This is a genomic window from Pseudomonas sp. H11T01, assembly GCF_048515765.1.
GTDB lineage: Bacteria > Pseudomonadota > Gammaproteobacteria > Pseudomonadales > Pseudomonadaceae > Aquipseudomonas.
This window is the reverse complement of record NZ_JBLYED010000032.1, coordinates 1-20,830: the sequence shown is the minus strand read 5'-3', so window position 1 is coordinate 20,830 and position 20,830 is coordinate 1. Positions and strand designations below refer to the sequence as shown.

Below are 20,830 nucleotides of genomic sequence, written 5' to 3'. Positions count from 1 at the left end.
TTTTTCTGTGTGGCCGGGAAAGCTGTGGCAGTCGATCATCGCATGCTGCCGTAGTTGCCTCCCCGCTGCGTATTCCTTGAACCACGCCGACCGATGAGCGGCGAATGAGGACATTATGAGCAAGACTAACGCATCCCTGATGAAACGCCGTGAAGCTGCAGTACCACGCGGCGTTGGCCAGATTCACCCGATCTTCGCCGAGTCGGCAAAGAACGCCACCGTTACCGACGTTGAAGGTCGTGAGTTTATCGACTTCGCCGGCGGCATCGCGGTACTCAACACCGGTCACTTGCACCCGAAAATCATCGCGGCCGTGACTGCGCAACTGAACAAGCTGACCCACACCTGCTTCCAGGTTCTGGCCTACGAGCCGTATGTGGAACTGTGTGAAAAAATCAACGCCAAGGTTCCGGGCGATTTCGCCAAGAAAACCCTGCTGGTCACCACCGGTTCCGAAGCTGTAGAAAACGCCGTGAAAATCGCTCGTGCCGCCACTGGCCGTGCCGGCGTGATCGCCTTCACCGGTGCTTACCACGGTCGCACCATGATGACCCTGGGCCTGACCGGTAAAGTCGTGCCTTACTCGGCCGGTATGGGCCTGATGCCAGGCGGCATCTTCCGCGCGCTGTACCCGAACGAACTGCATGGCGTGAGCATCGACGATTCGATCGCCAGCATCGAGCGCATCTTCAAGAACGACGCTGAGCCGCGTGACATCGCCGCGATCATCATCGAGCCAGTTCAGGGCGAAGGCGGTTTCTACGTCGCGCCGAAAGAATTCATGAAGCGTCTGCGTGCCCTGTGCGACCAGCACGGCATTCTGTTGATCGCTGACGAAGTGCAAACCGGCGCTGGCCGTACCGGCACCTTCTTTGCCATGGAACAGATGGGCGTTGCTGCCGACCTGACCACCTTCGCCAAATCCATCGCTGGCGGCTTCCCGCTCGCCGGTGTGTGCGGCAAGGCCGAATACATGGACGCTATCGCTCCAGGTGGCTTGGGCGGCACTTACGCCGGTAGCCCGATCGCTTGTGCCGCTGCTTTGGCAGTGATGGAAGTGTTCGAAGAAGAGCACCTGCTGGACCGCTGCAAAGCAGTCGGCGAGCGTCTGGTGACTGGCCTGAAAGCCATTCAAGCCAAGTACCCGGTCATCGGCGAAGTCCGTGCACTGGGCGCGATGATCGCTGTCGAGTTGTTCGAAAACGGCGACAGCCACAAGCCGAACGCCGCTGCTGTGGCTCAGGTTGTGGCCAAGGCTCGCGACAAGGGTCTGATCCTGCTGTCGTGCGGTACTTATGGCAACGTGTTGCGCGTGCTGGTGCCGCTGACTTCGCCGGACGAGCAACTGGACAAAGGTCTGGCAATCATCGAAGAGTGCTTCTCTGAGCTCTGATTGCTGGCTGTGACCTGATCGACAAAAAACCCGCTTCGGCGGGTTTTTTTATGGGTTTATCGGTGCATCCCGGGTTTTGCGCTGTATCGAAGGGCGAGCATTGACTAAGGTGCAAGCATTGCCTTGGGAGCGTGCTGATGACCGCGGTTGATCTACCTGCTGTACCACGAGTGCTGATTGCCGAGGCGGACCCTTGGTCTCGTGACCTGCTCGAGCAGGTGTTATTGAGCGTGCGCTGCGACGCTCGAGTGGATGTTTGCGCTGATGGACAGGAAGCGCTGGAGCTGTTGAGCGAAAACCCCTATGACCTGGTGATCGCCGATTGGGAGCTGCCCGGCGTCGATGGTCTGGGTTTACTGCGTAGCGTGCGCCAACGTCGGCGCAACCCGGTGTTGCCGTTTATCCTGATGAGCAGCCGCAATGACAGCGCCAGCGTGCGCGAGGTCTTGCCGCTGGCGCCTACAGCATATCTGACCAAACCGTTAAACATGGAAAGCCTGATTCATCGTCTGCAGGATCTGCTGCTGGCCGAAGGTCAGTCAGTCGCGTGCGAGGCTCCGACCTTGATGCCGGGTATGACCTTATCGGCTTTTCTTGAGCGTCGGCGCGAAGTGGCTGATGGCGCCCCGTTGTTGGCCGACGTGCAGTTGGCGGTCAAGCGCAGCCTCAACCCCAACGGGCTGGACCTGAAACTGCTGGAACAGGAAATTCGCACTGATCCGCAAATCACCGCAGTACTGATCGCCGCCGCCAACAGCGCCGCGCATCACCTCGGCGACTCCGTTCTGACCTTGTCCCAGGCGCTGCACAGGCTGGGTACGGGGCAAAGCATGAACCTGATTCTTGGCCTGACCCTCAAGCGTAGCGCCAAGCTGAGTGACCCTGCGCTGGCCGATTACGCCGAGCGTTATTGGGAGCTGTCGCTGCACACCGCGGAATATGGACGAACCCTGGCGCGCCTGCTGGACCTGGATCAGGAGCGTTGCTATTGCGCCGGCATGCTGCATCGTCTGGGGGATCTGGCGTTGCTGCGTTGCCTGCAAGAATGGAAGGAGGCCGGCGGTGCGCTGGATGATCAAGAGGAGATCGGTGACGCACTCGCTCAATTTGGCGCCGCCTACGGTTCGGCTCTGCGCACGCGCTGGCGTTTGCCACTGGAACTGCGTGAGCTGATCGCGGCGGTCTACCAGCTCGGGGGCGGTGTGTATTCCCGTGAAGCGCTAGTGATGAAGATCTCGGCACAATTGGCCCGCCTGAGGCCTTCAGAGGGCGTGGAGGAGATCGCCAAAAGCAAGACCGCGCGCTTGCTCAAGATTGGTTTACCGGAGTTGATGCGGTTGCGTAAAGGCTAAGTTGTTCGAAGACGATTCTATCTTCAGGATGACGCAATCCCTGTAGAAGCGAGGCTTGCCCGCGATAGCATTACCGCGCTGATCCATTCAAATCGAGGCGCTCCCATCGCGGGCAAGCCTCGCTCCTACATTAGGTTCGGCTTTCACCCCGAAACAACCCGGTTTTTGCCTTGGCGCTTGGCCTCATACATCGCTGTATCGGCGCGGGCGAACAGGCTGTGGATGGTTACGTCTTCGGCGGTAAGACTGGTCAAACCCTGGCTCACGGTAATACCGAAGGTCTGGCCGTCGTGGCTGAAGCTCAGTTTCTGAATTTCCCGTTGCAGACGTTCCGCCACTTGTTTGGCCATGTCGGGCGCACAGCCGGGGAAGACCGCCGCGAACTCCTCACCACCAATGCGCCCGAACAGGTCGCCACGACGCAAAGCCGTGCGACCGCATTCGGCGATGCGTTGCAGCACCAGGTCACCTTCAGGGTGGCCATAGGTGTCGTTAATAACCTTGAAATCATCGATATCCAACAGCAGAAAGGCCAGCGGTGAACCCTGCAACCGTGCCTTTTCGAATTCGAGATTGGCGCAATCGAAAAAGTGTCGACGATTGCTGCTTTGGGTCAGGACGTCGGTGGTGGCCAGCCGTTGCAGCTCGGTTTCCAGCTGCTTTTTTTCAGTGATGTCTTCAGCAATACCGACCAGGATCACCGGCTGCCCGGGTTCGGTCTGGCGGTTGATAAAGCATTTATCACTGATCCAGCGAATCCGGCCGTCGGCCGCGATGATGCGGTACTCGCGATCTTCGACGGCGCCTTTGTGCAAAACCTCGGCCAGGCTGCGTTCGGCGTTTTCGAGGTCGTCCGGGTAAACGCTATCGCGCCACTCATTGTGGTCGGCCAATAGCGAGCCGGCGGAGCGGCCGAAGATGCGCTCATAGGCGGGACTGACGTACAGCACTTGTTTAGCTTCCCAGTCGAAAGCCCAAAGTACTGCGTTGACGCTGACCAGCAACGAGCTGAACAGTTGTACACGCTCGCTCAGGCGCGCGACTTCACCCTGGGCATGCATCAACGCAAGCAGCGTTTGCGCAGCATCGGGCCAAGGTTGAGAGGACGGAATTTGTAGATCTTTATGGACCATCGGCACAGATCTCAAAGGGCGTGCCGCTCAAGGTTCGAAAGCGGCCACAATAAAGCCCGCCTGGATGGCGAATTGCTCTTTGAGATAGGGGATTTACAGCGAAGTTCCGGAGGGTGCGCCCATGAGCGGGGCGCACCGATCAACGGTGTCAGACGGTAGCAGGGCGCAGCGAGTAGGTTTTCAACTGATGGGCGAAGTCGCGCAGCGATTGAATACCGCTGGCCTCGGCTTCGTGAACCCAATCCTTGATTGCCGCGAGCATGTCATGACCATTGGTGCTGGTCTTGAGCCAGATCTGTTGCAGAGCAAGGCGTTTTTCGTAAATGACCTTCAGCGCCTGACTGTGCTCGAGCATCGTCTGGATGCGCAGGTGGTGCTTGTCATCCAGCAGGCTGGTTTCCCGCGAAAGCAGACGTTTGGCCCGATGGAATTGATGGCGGACCGAATGATCGACCTTTTCCAGTTCCTGTTTGACCAGCGGCGCAATGACCAATTTTCGGTACTGGGCCATGATCTGGAAGCGGTTGTTGAGGATCGCCATGGCGGTGTCCATGTCCAGGTGGCCTTTGCCTTCGACCCGATGGGCGATCGGCGCAACCCGCTGAACCTTGGCCAGACGCAGGAAGCTGAAGACCTGGATCCAGGCCCAACCAAGATCGAACTCCCACTTCTTCACCGACAGTTTGGCGGAGTTAGGGTAGGTGTGATGGTTGTTGTGCAGTTCTTCGCCACCGACCAGGATGCCCCAGGGCACCAGATTGGTCGCAGCATCGCGGCATTCGAAGTTGCGGTAGCCGACGGCGTGGCCCAGACCATTGATGACGCCGGCAGCCCAGAACGGAATCCACATCATCTGGATCGCCCAGATAGTGATGCCGATGGTGCCGAACAGCAGCAGGTCGATGACGCCCATGATCGCTACGCCAAGCAGCGGGAAGCGGGTGTAAAGGTTGCGTTCGATCCAGTCGTCCGGGCAGTTCTTGCCGTAGATGCGCAGGGTTTCCGGGTTTTCCGCTTCGGCGCGGTACAGTTCGGCACCTTTGCGCAAAACGGTGGAAAGGCCTTTGATCACCGGGCTGTGCGGGTCATCGACGGTTTCGCATTTGGCGTGGTGTTTGCGGTGGATAGCGGTCCACTCGCGGGTGTTCTGCGCCGTGGTCAACCACAGCCAGAAGCGGAAGAAATGTTTCAGGCCAGCATTGAGCTCCAGGGAGCGATGGGCTGAATAGCGGTGCAGATAGACCGTGACGCCGACAATGGTCACGTGGGTCATCAACAGAGTGACTGCCACCAGTTGCCAAGGCGACAAGTCGAGAAAACCGTTGTACCACATAGGCTGTATGGCCCTCGATAAAAATGAAAACAGCGAACGCATTATCACTCAGCCCACAGATAAAACCAGTCGCCCTTTCAGATAAGAGTGGCTGGATGTTTCTTTCCTCTATAATTCCAGACTTTTCGAAGGGATATTGACTGCCATATGTCGGTTTCTTATCGCGATGCCCTGCGTGCGGCGCTGCTCTACCTGCTGCTGTCAGTGTTCTGGCTGCTGATCACTGGTCATTTATTGAACAGTTTCTTCGATGATTCGGTCGATCTCCTCCGCTGGCAACTGATCAACGGCTACGTCTGGGCCGTGTTCAGTGCCGGATTGATCTTTGTTGCCCGTGCGCGATTGCTGGGTTTTCTCGGTATCGACGCCACGTTGCGCTACCGCAGAGAGGATCGTGAGCACCTTCGTCAGGCAGCGGCGGTGTTCGATTGCACTCGCGAAGGGGTGTTGGTCAGCGACCGTGAGGGGCTGATCGTCCATGTGAACCGTGCGTTCATGGAGATTACTGGCTATCAGCGTGAAGAAGTGCTCGGCCGCCAGCCGAGCATGTTCAAGTCCGGCCATCATCCGCTGGGGTTCTATGAGGCGATGTTCCAGTCCCTCAATAGCACTGGCGAATGGAGCGGCGAGATTTGGAATCGACGCAAAAACGGTGAAATCTACCCGCAATGGCAGACCATCCGGGTCATCCAGGATGACTTTGGCGAGCTCAGCCATTACGTCGCGGTGTTCTCGGATATCAGCGCGATCAAGGACTCTGAGCATGAACTGGCTCACCTGGCACATCATGATCCGCTGACCGATCTGCCCAACCGCTTGCTGTTCACCGACCGGGCCGAACAGGCGCTGGCCTCTGCACAGATCCACAAGCGCGGTTGCGCCTTGCTGCTGATCGATCTGGACCACTTCAAAATCATCAATGACAGCCTTGGTCACAACGTCGGTGATCAGTTGCTCAAGGCCGTGGCCGAGCGTCTGAAAGGCATGTTCGGTCCCGGGATTACCCTGGCGCGGCTGGGTGGCGACGAGTTTGCGGTGCTGGCCGAGAGTTGCCCGCAACTGATTCAGGCGGCAGCGTTGGCCCAGCGGATCATCGACGGACTGAAAGAGCCGTTCCGGTTCGACGGGCATCAACTCTTCATTAACGCCAGCATCGGCATCAGCCTGTTCCCCGGTGATGCATTGAGTGCAGAGCAATTGCTGCGCAATGCGGATTCGGCGCTGTTCAAGGCAAAAAGTTCCGGGCGTGAAAGCTATGCACTGTACACCGAAGAGCTCACCGCCCATGCCCAGCACCGGGTCGAAATGGCTGGCGAATTGCGCCGCGCTCTCGATCAGCAGGAGTTGCGGGTGTATTACCAGCCGGTGCATGACTTGCAGTCCAGCCGGTTGATCGGCGTCGAGGCTCTGGCGCGTTGGGAGCACCCGGAGCGTGGTTTGGTGGCGCCCGGTGAGTTCATCCCGATTGCCGAACGCACCGGGCTGATTGCCGAGATTGATGCCTGGGTCCTGCAGCAAGCCTGTCAGCAGATGTGCCAATGGCTGAAAGCGGGAGTGGTGCTTTCATTTGTCGGGGTGAATGTCTCCAGTCGGCTGTTCGCCCATCGTGAGTTGTATCAGCAGGTCGCCCAGGTGTTGCACGACACGGGCCTGGATCCGGCCTTTCTGGAGTTGGAAGTCACCGAAAGCACGGTGATGGAAGATCCGGAAGTAGCGCTGGAGCAAATGCACCGGCTGCGCAAATTGGGCTTGCGCCTGGCCATCGATGATTTCGGCACTGGCTATTCATCGCTACTGCGACTCAAACGCTTGCCGGTGCAGAAACTCAAGATCGATCAGGGCTTCGTTGCCGGATTGCCTTGGGACGATGACGATGCGGCCATCGTTCGAGTGATTATCGCTCTGGCGCAAAGCATGGGCATGGAAGTGCACGCCGAAGGCATTGAACAGATCGAGCAGGCGAGTTTTTTGCTCGATCATGCCTGCGACTTGGGTCAGGGCTACTGGTTTGGGCGGCCGGTGCCGGCGGAGCAGCTCGACTGGGCGAGAGCGCCAGCGATTCGGTAAGTCCTTTAGTCCGGGTAGTGCCCCAAAAGATCTTGCCCTGCAAATTTCCCCGCAAACCCGCGTCTCACCAAATAATTCGTTATGGTTATATAAACATTCTTAAATAGTATTTTTAAGAATAACTGCGCCTATCTACTATTGCTCTCACGCCGCAAGCAGTGCCGCCACTGCCGGGCACATCTCATTGAAGGAGCAGCACCATGAGCGCATCTCTACGTAGCGTTGACGGCCAGGACGAAGCAGCCATTTTGCGCGAGATCCAGAGCGCATTGCGCGACCTGCGCTTCGGTGCGGTGGAAATCACCGTGCACAACGCTCAAGTGGTACAGATCGAACGCAAAGAAAAATTCCGTTTGCAGAACCCTGGCAACAAGCCGAGCTGAAGCGATTACAAGCCAACGTCAAAAGATCGCAGGCTACGCCAGCGCCTACAGGTGTACGCAAATCCCCGTAGGAGCTGCCGCAGGCTGCGATCTTTTCCGAGGCGACCCGATATCCAGAATCCATAAGAAAAGCCAACACCCAAGAATTTCAGGAGCTTTCACCATGTCGTCGATTCGCCGTTACGCCCTGGCTGCTCTGGCCAGTGCCATTTTTGCTGGTTCCGCGGTTGCCAAGGATTACGAGTTGCTCAACGTGTCGTACGACCCGACCCGTGAGCTGTATCAGGATTACAACGCTGAGTTCGTCAACTTCTGGAAGAAAAATCACGCTGGCGACAACGTGAAAATCCAGCAATCTCACGGTGGTTCTGGCAAACAAGGCCGGGCGGTGATCGATGGCCTGCGTGCTGACGTTGTGACCCTGGCCCTGGCCGGTGACATCGACGAAATCGCCAAGCTTGGCAAGACGTTGCCGGCAGACTGGCAAAAGCGTCTGCCAGAAGCCAGCACCCCTTACACCTCGACCATCGTGTTTCTGGTGCGCAAAGGCAACCCGAAAGGCATCAAGGACTGGGGCGATCTGACCAAAAACGGCGTTGAAGTGATTACGCCAAACCCGAAAACCTCCGGTGGCGCACGCTGGAACTTCCTTGCCGCATGGGCCTATGGCCTGAAAGCCGGCGGTAGCGAAGCCAAGGCGCAGGAGTACGTCAAAGAGCTGTTCAAGCACGTCCCTGTGCTGGACACCGGCGCTCGTGGTTCGACCATCACCTTCGTCAACAATGGTCAGGGTGACGTGTTGCTGGCCTGGGAAAACGAAGCCTTCCTGGCGCTGAAAGAAGAGGGCGGTGCTGACAAATTCGACATTGTGGTGCCATCGCTGTCGATCCTCGCCGAGCCGCCAGTGGCGGTAGTGGATAAGAACGCCGAGAAAAAGGGCAACACCGAGATCGCCGAAGCGTACCTGAAACACCTGTACAGCCCGGCCGCTCAGGAGATCGCGGCGAAGAACTTCTACCGTCCACGTGACAAGGACGTGGCCGCCAAGTACGCCAAGCAGTTCCCGAAACTGGATCTGGTGTCTATCGACAAAGACTTCGGCGGCTGGAAAACGGCCCAGCCGAAATTCTTCAACGACGGTGGTGTGTTCGACCAGATCTACACGGCGCAATAATCTGTACCAAGCCCAGCAAAGAGCCCGGAATTCATCTCCGGGCTTCGCGCGTTAACAACGTTAACCAAGGACTTTTATGTCGCGTCGTATCTCCCCCGTCATACCCGGCTTCGGGCTGACGCTGGGCTACACCTTGGTGTATCTCAGCCTGATTGTGCTCATACCCCTGGCGGCGATGTTCGTGCATGCCGCTCAACTCACCTGGGATCAGTTCTGGGCAATCATCTCCGCACCGCGCGTGTTGGCAGCGCTGAAGCTGAGCTTCGGTACTGCGCTGTACGCGGCGATCATCAACGGCATCATCGGTACGTTGCTGGCCTGGGTGCTGGTGCGTTACACCTTCCCTGGACGAAAAATAATCGACGCGATGATCGACCTGCCGTTCGCGCTGCCCACTGCCGTGGCCGGTATCGCGCTGACCGCGCTGTATACGCCGACCGGGCTGGTCGGGCAATTTGCGGCCGATATGGGCTTCAAGATTGCCTACACCCCACTGGGTATTACTCTGGCGCTGACGTTCGTCACTCTGCCATTCGTGGTGCGTACGGTGCAGCCGGTTCTGGCCGACATCCCTCGTGAAGTCGAAGAAGCCGCCGCCTGCCTGGGTGCCAAGCCGTTGCAGGTGTTCCGCTACATCCTCGTGCCGGCCTTGCTGCCTGCCTGGCTGACCGGCTTCGCCCTGGCGTTTGCCCGTGGTGTTGGTGAGTACGGGTCGGTGATCTTCATCGCCGGCAACATGCCGATGAAAACCGAGATTTTGCCGCTGCTGATCATGGTCAAGCTCGACCAATACGACTACACCGGCGCCACCTCCATCGGCGTGTTGATGCTGGTGGTTTCCTTCGTCCTGTTGCTGCTGATCAACTTGTTGCAGCGGCGCATCGAAACCCCATAAGGAGGCCCGGAACATGTCCCAAGCGTCTATTACCGCCGCTTCCTCGGCCAACGCTGCCCGCCGTGGCAGTGCCACCTCGCGGCGTATTCTGATTGGCCTCGGCTGGCTGATTTTTACCCTGTTCCTGCTGCTGCCGCTGTTTATCGTGGTGTCCCAGGGACTGAAACTCGGTCTCGGTGCGTTCTTCACCGCGATCTTCGAGCCCGACGCGTTGTCGGCCCTGAAACTGACGGTGATCGCCGTGCTGATTTCGGTGCCGCTCAACCTGGTGTTCGGCGTCAGCGCCGCCTGGTGCGTGAGCAAGTATTCGTTCCGCGGCAAGAGCATGCTGGTGACCCTGATCGACTTGCCGTTCTCGGTCTCGCCGGTGATCGCCGGTCTGGTCTATGTGCTGATGTTCGGCGCTCAGGGCTTCTTCGGCCCATGGCTGCAGGACCACGACATTCAGATCATCTTCGCCTTGCCGGGCATTGTGCTGGCGACCATTTTCGTCACCGTACCGTTCGTGGCCCGTGAGCTGATCCCGCTGATGCAGGAGCAGGGTACTCAGGAAGAAGAAGCCGCTCGGCTGCTGGGCGCTAACGGCTGGCAGATGTTCTGGCACGTCACTGTGCCTAACATCAAATGGGGTCTGATCTACGGCGTGGTGCTCTGTACTGCGCGGGCGATGGGTGAGTTCGGCGCGGTCTCGGTGGTTTCCGGGCACATCCGCGGGGTGACCAACACGCTGCCGCTGCACGTCGAGATTCTCTACAACGAATACAACCACGTCGCGGCGTTTGCCGTTGCGAGTCTGTTGCTGATCCTGGCGCTCTTCATCCTGCTGCTCAAGCAGTGGAGCGAGAACCGTATTAACCGCCTGCGCGCCAGTGCGGCGGAGGAATAAATCATGTCGATCGAAGTCCGTAATGTCAGCAAGAATTTCCACGCCTTCAAGGCCCTGAACGGCATCAATCTGGACATCCAGAGCGGTGAGCTGGTGGCGCTGCTCGGCCCGTCCGGCTGCGGCAAGACCACGTTGCTACGGATCATCGCCGGTCTGGAAACCCCGGATGAAGGCAGCATCGTCTTCCACGGCGAAGACGTCTCCGGCCACGACGTGCGTGATCGCAACGTCGGGTTCGTGTTCCAGCACTACGCTTTGTTCCGCCATATGACGGTGTTCGACAACGTCGCGTTCGGTTTGCGTATGAAGCCGAAGAACCAACGCCCAACGGAAAGCCAGATCGCGGTCAAAGTCCACGAACTGCTGAACATGGTTCAACTGGATTGGCTTTCCGATCGCTACCCGAAACAGCTCTCCGGCGGCCAGCGTCAACGTATCGCTTTGGCTCGCGCCTTGGCGGTGGAACCGAAAGTCCTGCTGCTGGACGAACCCTTCGGCGCGCTGGATGCCAAGGTCCGTAAGGAACTGCGTCGCTGGTTGGCGCGGTTGCACGAAGACATCAACCTGACCTCGGTGTTCGTGACCCACGATCAGGAAGAGGCCATGGAAGTCGCCGACCGCATTGTGGTGATGAACAAGGGTGTGATCGAGCAGATCGGCTCGCCGGGTGAAGTCTATGAAAACCCGGCCAGCGATTTCGTTTATCACTTCCTCGGTGACTCCAACCGCCTGCACCTGGGCGAAGACAAGCACGTGCTGTTCCGTCCTCACGAAGTGTCGTTGTCGCGCCATGAACTGGAAGACCACCATGCTGCGCAAGTGCGGGACATTCGTCCGCTGGGCGCAACCACCCGGGTGACGCTGAAAGTCGAAGGGCAGAGTGAGTTGATCGAAGCCGAGGTGGTGAAAGACCACGACAGCCTGATCGGCCTGGCGCGCGGCGAAACGTTGTTCTTCAAGCCGAAGGTTTGGCAGAAAGTGGCCAACCTCTAAAAGCAAAAGCTTCGCGAGCAAGCTCGCTCCCACAGGGTTTTCGGTTGGCCACAGGATTTGTGGTCAGCCCCGATCCACTGTGGGAGCGAGCTTGCTCCGGGCGGCGTTCCGACGATTGCGATCTACACAGCGGCGCGCTTCGGATTGACCCGCACACCACCCGCCCGCGCAATCTGCTCTTTGAGGTCATGTCTCAAGCCGACCATGAACGCCAGTTCGGCCACGACAAACAGCGGCCCGACGATCAGTCCCGACACGTCATCGACAAACGCCGGTTTGCGCCCTTCGTAGTGATGGCCGACAAACTGAATCACCCAACCGACCACGAACATACCGATTCCGCTACCGAGCCAGACAAGCGTGCTCTCCTGCGCAAGCACATGGCCTAGCCAAACGGACAGGCCAAGCAGCACGGTCATCAGTACGCCCAGACGAATCTCCAGACGCAAATAGAACCACGCCGAGACCAATGCCAGCAGCACCGCTGGTGACACCCAGAGCCCCGCCACCGGCCATTGCGGCCGTGACAGCAACACTGCAACGGCAACCACGATCAGCGGTATGCCGATAAAGTGGCTGGCGATATTGCGCGGGTCGCGGTGGTAGGCGGCGTATTGACTGAGATGGTCAACGAGGCTTTTCATTGTTATTTCCTCCTGTAGGGCATTTGATCATGCCCTGCACTCACGCTTCGCTCTGTCAGCCAGGCGACAATTTGGAGTTCTGATGGATATGCAGGCCTGGCGTCAGCGCTTGTTGAGCGGTCATTGGTTCAACCATTTGCCTGCCTTGTTACAGGATAGTCTGCTGGCCATTGCCAAGGTGCGGCGCCTGTCGCCAGGGCAACGGCTGTTCAGGCGTGGTGATCCGCCCTGTGGTTTGTATGCGGTGCTTGAAGGTGCGGTGCGCATTGGCGCGGTGAATGAACAGGGCAAGGAGGCATTGCTGAGTCTGGTCGAGCCGCCGCACTGGTTTGGCGAAATCTGCCTGTTCGATGGCCAGCCGCGAACGCACGATGCCTTTGGAGTTGGCCTCAGCGTTTTGTTGCATGTGCCTCAGGCTGCGCTGCTCGAACTGCTGGAAGAACATCCGCACTACTGGCGGCATTTGGCGTTATTAATGAGCCACAAACTGCGCCTGACATTCATCAGCCTTGAACAGCTGAGCCTGATGCCGGCGCCAGCGCGGGTGGCTCACCGCCTGCTGCTGATTGCCGAAGGCTATGGCGAGACCGAACACTCGCGGCGGATCCTTCAGCTGCCCCAGGAGCAGTTGGCATTGATGCTCTCGCTCTCCCGGCAGACCACTAACCAGATCCTCAAGGAGCTGCAAAACAAGGGCATCCTCAATCTGAGTTATGGCGAGATCGAAGTGCTCGACCTGGAGAAATTACGTGTCGCGGCACAAGGGTAAATGGTCGGCTCATCCGAAATAACCGTTAGTGATGGGCAATGGCCGCCAAGGCGCCTAGCCTGTACTGACGATTAATCGAGGTGTGCCATGCGTTTGCTGTTAGTGGAAGACGAGTCCGAGGTCGCGAAGCTTCTGGCTCAAGGCCTGAGCGAAGCGAGTTATGCGGTGGATGTAGCGGTCAACGGGATGCAGGGGCGACGGCTTATCAAAGAGCAGCCTGAGTACGACCTGATCATCCTCGACGTCATGTTGCCTGGGCTCAATGCCTGGCAATTGCTGCAGCAGATTCGCCAGCGCGGCGCGACGCCGGTGCTGTTTCTGACCACCAAAGACGGGATTGAAGATCGGCTGCGGGGGCTTGAGTTGCACGATGATGATTACTTGCTCAAGCCATTTGCCGTGAGTGAGTTGGTGGCGCGGGTGCGTAAGTTGTTGCGGCGTGCACGGGAGAAGTAAGCCTCACCGCAACCCATCCCGAAACTGCCCCGGCGTCATCCCGGTCCAGCGCTTGAACGCGCGGCTGAAGCTGCTGGTATCTGCAAAACCCAGCAAATAGCTGATCTCACTCAATGAGCACTGCGGATCGCGCAGATGCAGCAACGCCAGGTTTTCCCGACATTCATTGAGCAAGGTATCAAAGCGACAACCTTCATCCGCCAGATGCCGCTGCAGGCTGCGCAGGCTCAGATGCAATGCCTCGGCGATGCGTTCTGCGGAGGGTTCGCCTTCCGGCAATTGCGCTTCAATGGCGGAGCGGACCTTACGCTCCCAGTTCAATGGTTTTAGTTGTGCAAGGGTGCGTTCGAGCACCGTTTCGTTGTGTTCGGCCAATTCCGGGTTGGCGTCGTCGAGATGGCAGTCGAAATCGCTGATGGCAAACTCCAGCCGGTCCTCATCGGCAGCAAAAAAGATCGGTGCGCGAAACACCGTGTGCCATTGCTTCGGATCAACCGGTTCCGGACGACGCAGATACACCGCCAGCGGTGCGTAATCGCGACCCAAACGGTTGCGACAGGTACGGACATAGATCGCCGCAAAAGCATCGATGGCCTCGACCGCCGGCCTCGGGCTCCCCTCAGGGACCCTCAAATGAAAGCAATAGCGGTCGCCGCGCAGGCTCAACTCCAGCTCCAGTGCGTCGCTGACCACCTGGTGATAGCGCACGATCCGCTCGAAGACTTCGCGCAGGCTGCCGCTGGCCACCAACGCATACCCCAGCGCATGAAACGTGGTCGGGCTGACAAAGCGCGAAACCCGCAAGCCGATTGCCGGATCGCCGCTGGCCTTGACCGCCACTTCCCACAGTCGTGTGGTGGCAGACAGCGGATAACGGGCATTTGGGTCGTCCATCAGTTGCGGGTCGAGCCCGGCTTCCCGGCACAGTGCATCGCTGTCGAGGCCAAGGGCGTCGAGTTGCTTGCGCAGAGCGCGGGTCCAGCTGGCGAGGGAGGTAGGTTCAATCATGATGAATGGCGCTTCCGGTCAACAAGTTGGCGTTCACGGCTAGAGCCCTGCGCGGTGACGCAGTGCAGGATGCGAACATCAATAACTAGAGGATGGAAGCATGCAGGGTATTTCTGCAAGTCCCGACCGGCTGAATGCACAACAACGATCAGCGCATATTCGTGAAGTGGTGTTGGCCCGAGGTGTTGAGCTGCGCAAACTCTACCCGATTCTTAACCATCAGGACGCCCTAGGCTCGGGTATTCTGGCCTTTGCGCTGGCCGGGATGATCGGCTCGGCGGCGCTCTATCTCGCGGGGTATATGGCCTGGTGGGTGTGCGTGCTGCTGAACGCATTTTTCGCCTCGCTGACCCACGAGCTGGAACACGATCTGATTCACAGCATGTATTTTCGTAAGCAACGGGTACCCCACAACCTGATGCTGGCGCTGGTCTGGCTGGCGCGGCCGAGCACGATCAATCCGTGGATTCGCCGTCACTTGCACCTCAACCACCACAAGGTTTCCGGCACCGAAACCGACATGGAAGAACGTGCGATCACCAACGGTGAGCCGTGGGGTTTTGCACGTTTGTTGATGATCGGCGACAACATCATGTCGGCGTTCATCCGCATGCTACGGGCCAAAACCTGGGCGCATAAAGTCAGCATCCTCAAGCGCACGCTGAAGGTCTATGCGCCGCTGGCGTTGCTGCATTGGGGCGCCTGGTATGTGTTCCTTGGGTTTCACGCAGCCAACGGTATTGCCAGTCTGCTCGGTGCGCCGATCGAGTGGTCGGCGACCACCTTGTCGGTGATGCAGGTGATCGATATCGCGGCGGTGGTGATCATCGGCCCGAACGTGTTGCGTACCTTCTGCCTGCACTTTGTCAGCTCGAACATGCACTACTACGGTGACGTGGAATTGGGCAACGTAATCCAGCAGACCCAAGTGCTGAATTCGTGGTGGTTGTGGCCGTTGCAGGCATTCTGCTTCAACTTTGGCAGCACCCACGGCATCCATCATTTCGTGGTGAAAGAACCCTTCTACCTCCGCCAGATGACCGCGCCGGAGGCGCATAAAGTGATGGCCGAGATGGGCGTGCGTTTCAATGATTTCGGCACGTTTGGGCGGGCGAACCGGTTTGTGCGCAAGGAGAACGTTGCGAGGGAGACGACGCAAACCGCCCAAGCTTGACGCAGATCTTGTAGCAGCTGGCCTAGCCTGCGTTCGGCTGCGCAGCAGTCGTAAAACCGGCAATTGCATTCTTTCAGGGGCACCGCGTTTTTTGGATTGCGACCGCTTCGCGCTCGAACACAGGCTACGGGGCCTGGGCGACATCGGCTGGTCAATCAGGCTGAAACGCCACGGACCCCTGGGAGTTACCGGTTGTTATGATTTTTAGCGCCAAGCGGTATAAGTCTATTAGTTATCGAAATAAGTTATGAGTTGTTCGAGTAGTGTATATAGCGTTTTTGTCGATAAGTAACGTGGACAATAGTGGAATGTCGAACCATGCTGTGTGTCGTGAGTTTCCAGGAGGAACTCACCTTCATTGGAAGATACTTTTAAACGGCATAAGGAAACCGCATCATGTCGAGCATTAATGGAACCTATGTAAACTCCAACGCTGACGCCAGACTGGTCGTTACCGACGGCAACGACTCGAACGGTTCGTTCAGTGGTCAGCTCACCCAAGCCGGCGTGAACTACAGCGTTACCGGTCACTACCACTTCCAGAACAGCACTGGCCAACCCACGATCATCTCAGTGACCGGCTACAACGATGGTTATGGGTATCAGGCCTGGGCGCTGTTTTCCCCCGATCATAATTACTCGAAATTAAGGGCGTCTGGTGCACGCTCGAACTTCAGTGGCGACGTGGTGGGTTTGAGTGGAGAGTTCGTTAAACAGTAATACATGTGATGGTCGTGCCGCTAGACACTGTGAAAGTTAAATAAACTGATCGGTGTTCTAGCGGTGTTGTTTTGTCTGCACGTTAAGTTGTTTGCTGGGTCAGTATTTCTTTGCTTGAATTAGTTCGCTCAGCGCTGGTTTCTTGTCTCGTCCCCCTCAATCTGATTTCAACTCTAATTCTGAGAAAAACGTAAATCCTGTGGGAGCGTGGCTTGCCCGCGATCGACTGCGCAGCAGTCGTAGAATGCTTGAACGCGATATGTCTGAAAGAACGGGGATACCGAATTACGACCGCTACGGTCGAGCGCGACCCCGGTCCGATCGCGGGCAAGCCACGCTCCCACAGGAGATCTTCGCCATCAGATACTTCTTCATATATTCCTTTAAGGTCTTAACAAATAGCTTCTTATTCCTTAACGGATATAACTCCGGTCCCTATAATCGGTCTTGAACAGACACGTAGCCGGAGGGCTCCCCATGCGCAACGAATCAATTCGCTATCTGATCGTGCCGGGCTGGCAAGGATCGCCAGAAGATCATTGGCAAAGCCATTGGCAGAAAAGCTTGCCCAACAGCGCGCGCGTGGAGCAGGCCGACTGGCTGACACCGCGTCGCGAAGATTGGGTCGCAGCGTTAGCCGAGGCCATCGCCGCCGATAGCACGCCAGTGATTTTGATCGCCCACAGCCTGGGTTGCATCACCGTTGCTCATTGGGCCGCGCAGGCGCCAGTGAGTTTTTTGCGTCAGGTCCGCGGCGCTTTGCTGGTCGCGCCGGCCGATGTCGAACGCCCTGCCTGCGCACCTGCCTTGCGCAATTTCGCGCCGATCCCGACGCACTTGTTGCCGTTCCCCAGCCAGATTGTCAGCTCGGACAACGACAGCGCCGTCAGCGCCCCCCGCGCCCTGGAGCTGGCCCGTAACTGGGGCGCCGAAGCCGGGATTCTGGCGGGTGCCGGCCACATTAATGTGAAGTCTGGTCACCAACGCTGGGAGCAGGGCTTCGCCTACCTCTACCGTCTGCAAAATCGCATGGAACAGCATTCTTTGCGTCGCGCTTAAGTCTTTTATTTATTTAACGCCCCCCGTCTCCCGGCGGATTTGGGCGGGAGTTTGCCATGAGCCTGCATGAAACCTTCGGTCAGCCGCTGCTGACCTTTCCCGATGCGGAAAAAAGCCCGCTGAGCATTCGCGCCAAGGCGCTGGTATTCGTCGACCCGCGTTCACGGCAGCTGCGCCAGGAGCTCGAACAACTGGCCCCGCGCTCGATTTCTGTGCTGATACGCGGTGAAACCGGTAGCGGTAAAGAATTGCTGGCGCGGCACATTCACCGTGCCAGCGACCGTGGTGGTTTGTTTGTCTCGGTGAACTGTGGGGCGATCAGCCCGACGTACGCCGATGCCGAGTTATTCGGCTATGCCGCCGGCAGTTACACCGGTTCAGCCAGTAGTCGCGCTGGCTGGTTTGGTTCAGCCAATGGCGGCACCTTGTATCTGGACGAAATCGGTGACTTGCCGTTGCCGATCCAGATCAAATTGCTCGCGGCGCTGGAGAACCATGAAGTCACCCGGGTTGGCGCTCAGCAGCCGAGTCCGGTGGATGTGCGGCTGGTGGCGGCGACGAGCATTGACCTGGCGCAAGCGGTGAGTGCCGGGAAATTCCACGAGCGGCTGTATCACTACTTGAGCGAAGGCCAACTGGAGCTGCCGGCGTTGCGCGAACGGGTCGGCGATATCCTTTCGTTGTCCGAGTATTTCCTCGGCATTTACAGCCAGCGCCTGGACCTGCCGGTGCCGTTGATCAGCGAGGCGGCGCAGCAACTGCTGGAACGGCACAGCTGGCCGGGCAATACCCGTGAGCTGGAGAACGTCATTCACTTTGCGCTGCTGGTGAGCAGTGGCGACGAGATTTTGCCGGAACATCTCAATCTGCCGGAACGCCTGGCGCCGTTGCCGTTGATCGAGCAACAGGTGGGGCACGTCATCAGGGCAGGTACGCCCTCACAATTGAGCGCGCTTAAGCAGTTGCTGGAACAGGCTATCCAGCGGCTACAGGTTGGGTTGTAGAGCTGTTGGCACCTGTATGAGCAAAATGGAATATGAAAGTGAATAAAAGATATTGTTCGGGAATAAAAAATCTCGGTATTGTCCGCTCCACGCCAGCGATAGCACTTCGCTGGCACCTCACTTGAAGCCGTCGTCGATGACGACTGTGATTTTCGATAAGGACACTGCATGAAAAAGGTTCTGTTGTTCACCGCATTGGCGGCTGCCCTGACCGCAGGTTTGGCCCAGGCCAACGAGAAACTGGTGGTTGCCGCAACGCCGGTGCCACACGCCGAGATCCTCGAGCTGATCAAACCGACCCTCGCCAAAGAAGGCGTGGATCTGGAAATCAAAGTCTTCACCGACTACGTACAACCGAACGTGCAGGTTGATCAGAAGCGTCTGGACGCCAACTACTTCCAGACCCTGCCGTACCTGAAAAGCTTCAATGAAGGCAAAGGCACTAACCTTGTGACCGTGATCGGCGTTCACGTCGAACCTTTCGGCGGTTACTCGAAGAAAGTCAAAACCCTGGCTGAGCTCAAAGACGGCGCGACCATTGCCATCCCGAACGAAGGCAGCAACAGCGGCCGTGCGTTGATCCTGCTGCAGAAGGCCGGTCTGATTGAATTGAAAGACCCGAAAAACGCTCTGGCCACGCCAAAAGACATCGCCAAGAACCCGCACAACTTCAAGTTCAAAGAACTTGAATCGGCCATGCTGCCGCGCGTTCTGGACCAGGTTGACCTGGACATGATCAACACCAACTACGCGCTGGAAGCCGGCCTGAACCCGGCCAAGGATGCACTGGTCATCGAAGGTGCTGATTCACCGTACGTGAACTTCCTGGTGGCCCGTCCGGACAACAAGGACAGCGACGCCATCCAGAAACTCGCCAAGGCGCTGACCAGCCCGGAAGTGAAAGCCTTCATCGCGAAGAAATACAGCGGCGCAGTACTGCCAGCGTTCTGATTTCGCGCGCTTCAAAACCCTTTCAAGGTTTCAACGTCGACGGCTGGTAAAGCGTCGGCGTTTTTTTTGGCGCGTGAAAGCCGGGGCTTTGTGTAACGCCGTGATCAAGCGCCTACCTAGCAGTTCTGCTAGGTAGGCGCCGGGCTGATATCCATGCAATCTAAGCCTTCTTAACGCGAAGGATCAGGCCATGGAACTGCCGGAAACGTTTTTGTGCCGTTACGCCTACGACGCACTGGATCGGCTGACCGGGCTTGTGCCCTCAGAGCAAGAAGAGGTGCAACGGTTCTATAACATTGAGCATTTGGCCACTGAGCTTCAGGGGCAGACGTCGCGGACAGTGTTCCAGGAGGGCACTCAATTGCTCGCGTTACAGCAGCGAGAAGGTGATGAGCTCAATAATCAGTTGCTGGCCACCGATCAGCAACGTTCAGTCCTGCACGCCATCGACGGGGTTCAACACCGGCAAAAAGTCTATTCACCTTACGGCCATCGACGCGCTGAAAGCGGCCTGAGCAGCCTCCTCGGTTTCAACGGCGAGCGCCCGGACCCGGTGACCGGGCACTATCTGCTGGGCAACGGACATCGAGCGTTCAACCCGGTGTTGATGCGCTTCAATAGCCCGGACAGATTGAGCCCGTTTGGTCAGGGCGGGTTGAATCCGTATGCGTATTGTCTGGGGGATCCCGTTAACCGTAGTGATCCGACCGGGCAGTTTACCAGGCTCGTCACGAGCTTCTTCAATCTGGGGAGCTCACGTTTTACGTTGTCCTCCGCCATACCCTTCAAAACGGCAAAGGATGCATTGCAGTGGGGGGCAGTGGGTCATTTGCCTTTGAAGTACACGGTCGGGGCTGCTTCCTCGGTCATTGTGGGCACTACGTCGGTCCTCTCGGCCATAACGGGCATAGCCAGTGCAGTTGCTGCAATCACCAAGGACTCAGAAGCAGCCCGGGACTTGGGTTTCATTTCTTTGGGGCTGGCCGGAGTCACGATTGCGGCTCGGCTGGGTTCCTACTGGGTGGCGCGCGATCCCAAGGCCGTTTCAGCTTTGAAGGATTTTATTGCCACCAAATCACCTTCAACTCAAATACCCTCAGGGCTTCCAGGAATGGTCCCCGATTCGGTCCCGCCTTCGCCCATTCCGACAGCCCCGCCACTAACACCAAAATCACCTATCGCTTCAGCCCCACCGCAAACGCCCGGGCCTAACGTGATTGGATTTAAAAATTTTTCAATGGGAAGAGGTATTAAGCGAACATTTGATGACATGTCCGCTGATCCGGCTTTCTATGATCTTTCTTCGCAGGCCCTCCGTGTCAGGCTACCTGTCGCCCTTGTAGATTGACTCATTCATTCAAGGGGGCGAAGGTGCATAGCAATGTCTAAACGTTACACCAACGACTTCAAAGACTGGGCTGTACAGCAAATGATGC

Annotated in this window: 20 protein-coding genes; 16 read left to right on the top strand and 4 right to left on the bottom strand. The window is 57.8% G+C overall.

Annotation, left to right across the window (positions count from 1 at the left end; genetic code table 11):
- Nucleotides 1-115 precede the first annotated feature (115 nt).
- Together gabT and ACN1C3_RS28710 are read left to right on the top strand one after the other, a co-directional pair.
- Nucleotides 116-1,393, top strand: a complete 1,278-nt coding sequence (gene gabT / locus ACN1C3_RS28715) for a 4-aminobutyrate--2-oxoglutarate transaminase (protein ID WP_419119094.1) — start codon at nt 116-118, stop codon at nt 1,391-1,393.
- A 137-nt stretch (nt 1,394-1,530) separates the two neighbouring features.
- Nucleotides 1,531-2,745 (top strand): HDOD domain-containing protein, encoded by a 1,215-nt coding sequence (locus ACN1C3_RS28710; protein ID WP_419119093.1) that lies wholly within the window; start codon nt 1,531-1,533, stop codon nt 2,743-2,745.
- A 143-nt stretch (nt 2,746-2,888) separates the two neighbouring features.
- On the opposite strand, the gene ACN1C3_RS28705 is transcribed toward ACN1C3_RS28710, so the two are convergent.
- On the bottom strand, nt 2,889-3,878 hold the full coding sequence (locus ACN1C3_RS28705) for a GGDEF domain-containing protein (protein ID WP_419119092.1): 990 nt from the start codon (nt 3,876-3,878) through the stop codon (nt 2,889-2,891).
- A gap of 148 nt (nt 3,879-4,026) precedes the next feature.
- Nucleotides 4,027-5,211: a delta-9 fatty acid desaturase DesA gene (gene desA, locus ACN1C3_RS28700; RefSeq protein WP_419119091.1), complete on the bottom strand. Its 1,185-nt coding sequence runs from the start codon at nt 5,209-5,211 to the stop codon at nt 4,027-4,029.
- A 147-nt stretch (nt 5,212-5,358) separates the two neighbouring features.
- Between desA and dibA the strand changes: the two genes are divergently transcribed.
- The 6 genes from dibA (at nt 5,359) to ACN1C3_RS28670 (ending at nt 11,609) form a co-directional block, all read left to right on the top strand.
- Entirely contained in the window at nt 5,359-7,278 is a 1,920-nt protein-coding gene (gene dibA / locus ACN1C3_RS28695; RefSeq protein ID WP_419119090.1) for a phosphodiesterase DibA, read from the top strand.
- 200 nt (nt 7,279-7,478) lie between these two features.
- A complete protein-coding gene (oscA, locus tag ACN1C3_RS28690) occupies nt 7,479-7,661 on the top strand; it encodes a sulfur starvation response protein OscA (protein ID WP_003170956.1) in 183 nt (60 codons plus the stop codon).
- A 163-nt stretch (nt 7,662-7,824) separates the two neighbouring features.
- Nucleotides 7,825-8,835, top strand: coding sequence for a sulfate ABC transporter substrate-binding protein (locus ACN1C3_RS28685; protein WP_419119089.1), 1,011 nt, complete (start codon nt 7,825-7,827; stop codon nt 8,833-8,835).
- Nucleotides 8,836-8,911: 76 nt separating this feature from the next.
- On the top strand, nt 8,912-9,730 hold the full coding sequence (cysT, locus tag ACN1C3_RS28680; protein ID WP_419119088.1) for a sulfate ABC transporter permease subunit CysT: 819 nt from the start codon (nt 8,912-8,914) through the stop codon (nt 9,728-9,730).
- Between the two features lie 13 nt (nt 9,731-9,743).
- Nucleotides 9,744-10,616 carry a sulfate ABC transporter permease subunit CysW gene (gene cysW / locus ACN1C3_RS28675; RefSeq protein ID WP_419119087.1) on the top strand — a complete coding sequence of 291 codons (873 nt, stop codon included), beginning with the start codon at nt 9,744-9,746 and terminating at the stop codon, nt 10,614-10,616.
- Nucleotides 10,617-10,619: 3 nt separating this feature from the next.
- Nucleotides 10,620-11,609, top strand: a complete 990-nt coding sequence (locus ACN1C3_RS28670; RefSeq protein ID WP_419119086.1) for a sulfate/molybdate ABC transporter ATP-binding protein — start codon at nt 10,620-10,622, stop codon at nt 11,607-11,609.
- A gap of 122 nt (nt 11,610-11,731) precedes the next feature.
- Here the strand turns inward: ACN1C3_RS28670 and ACN1C3_RS28665 are convergent, their stop codons facing one another.
- The gene (locus ACN1C3_RS28665) at nt 11,732-12,253 is read right to left on the bottom strand and encodes a DUF962 domain-containing protein (RefSeq protein ID WP_419119085.1); all 522 of its coding nucleotides are present in this window, start codon (nt 12,251-12,253) and stop codon (nt 11,732-11,734) included.
- 82 nt (nt 12,254-12,335) lie between these two features.
- Between ACN1C3_RS28665 and ACN1C3_RS28660 the strand changes: the two genes are divergently transcribed.
- Both ACN1C3_RS28660 and ACN1C3_RS28655 read left to right on the top strand, forming a co-directional pair.
- Nucleotides 12,336-13,022, top strand: coding sequence for a Crp/Fnr family transcriptional regulator (locus ACN1C3_RS28660; protein ID WP_419119084.1), 687 nt, complete (start codon nt 12,336-12,338; stop codon nt 13,020-13,022).
- Between the two features lie 87 nt (nt 13,023-13,109).
- Nucleotides 13,110-13,478, top strand: a complete 369-nt coding sequence (locus ACN1C3_RS28655; protein ID WP_419119083.1) for a response regulator — start codon at nt 13,110-13,112, stop codon at nt 13,476-13,478.
- Between the two features lie 3 nt (nt 13,479-13,481).
- On the opposite strand, the gene ACN1C3_RS28650 is transcribed toward ACN1C3_RS28655, so the two are convergent.
- Entirely contained in the window at nt 13,482-14,486 is a 1,005-nt protein-coding gene (locus tag ACN1C3_RS28650; protein WP_419119082.1) for an AraC family transcriptional regulator, read from the bottom strand.
- 100 nt (nt 14,487-14,586) lie between these two features.
- Here ACN1C3_RS28650 and ACN1C3_RS28645 point away from each other — a divergent pair, with 100 nt between their 5' ends.
- From ACN1C3_RS28645 to ACN1C3_RS28620, 6 genes are all read left to right on the top strand, one after another.
- Nucleotides 14,587-15,660 (top strand): fatty acid desaturase, encoded by a 1,074-nt coding sequence (locus ACN1C3_RS28645; protein ID WP_419119081.1) that lies wholly within the window; start codon nt 14,587-14,589, stop codon nt 15,658-15,660.
- A gap of 396 nt (nt 15,661-16,056) precedes the next feature.
- Nucleotides 16,057-16,380 (top strand): hypothetical protein, encoded by a 324-nt coding sequence (locus tag ACN1C3_RS28640; RefSeq protein ID WP_419119080.1) that lies wholly within the window; start codon nt 16,057-16,059, stop codon nt 16,378-16,380.
- A gap of 477 nt (nt 16,381-16,857) precedes the next feature.
- Nucleotides 16,858-17,439, top strand: coding sequence for an alpha/beta hydrolase (locus ACN1C3_RS28635; protein ID WP_419119079.1), 582 nt, complete (start codon nt 16,858-16,860; stop codon nt 17,437-17,439).
- A 56-nt stretch (nt 17,440-17,495) separates the two neighbouring features.
- Entirely contained in the window at nt 17,496-18,443 is a 948-nt protein-coding gene (locus tag ACN1C3_RS28630) for a sigma 54-interacting transcriptional regulator (RefSeq protein ID WP_419119078.1), read from the top strand.
- 168 nt (nt 18,444-18,611) lie between these two features.
- Nucleotides 18,612-19,394: a MetQ/NlpA family ABC transporter substrate-binding protein gene (locus ACN1C3_RS28625; protein WP_419119077.1), complete on the top strand. Its 783-nt coding sequence runs from the start codon at nt 18,612-18,614 to the stop codon at nt 19,392-19,394.
- Between the two features lie 190 nt (nt 19,395-19,584).
- Nucleotides 19,585-20,742 carry an RHS repeat-associated core domain-containing protein gene (locus ACN1C3_RS28620; protein ID WP_419119076.1) on the top strand — a complete coding sequence of 386 codons (1,158 nt, stop codon included), beginning with the start codon at nt 19,585-19,587 and terminating at the stop codon, nt 20,740-20,742.
- Nucleotides 20,743-20,830 lie beyond the last annotated feature (88 nt).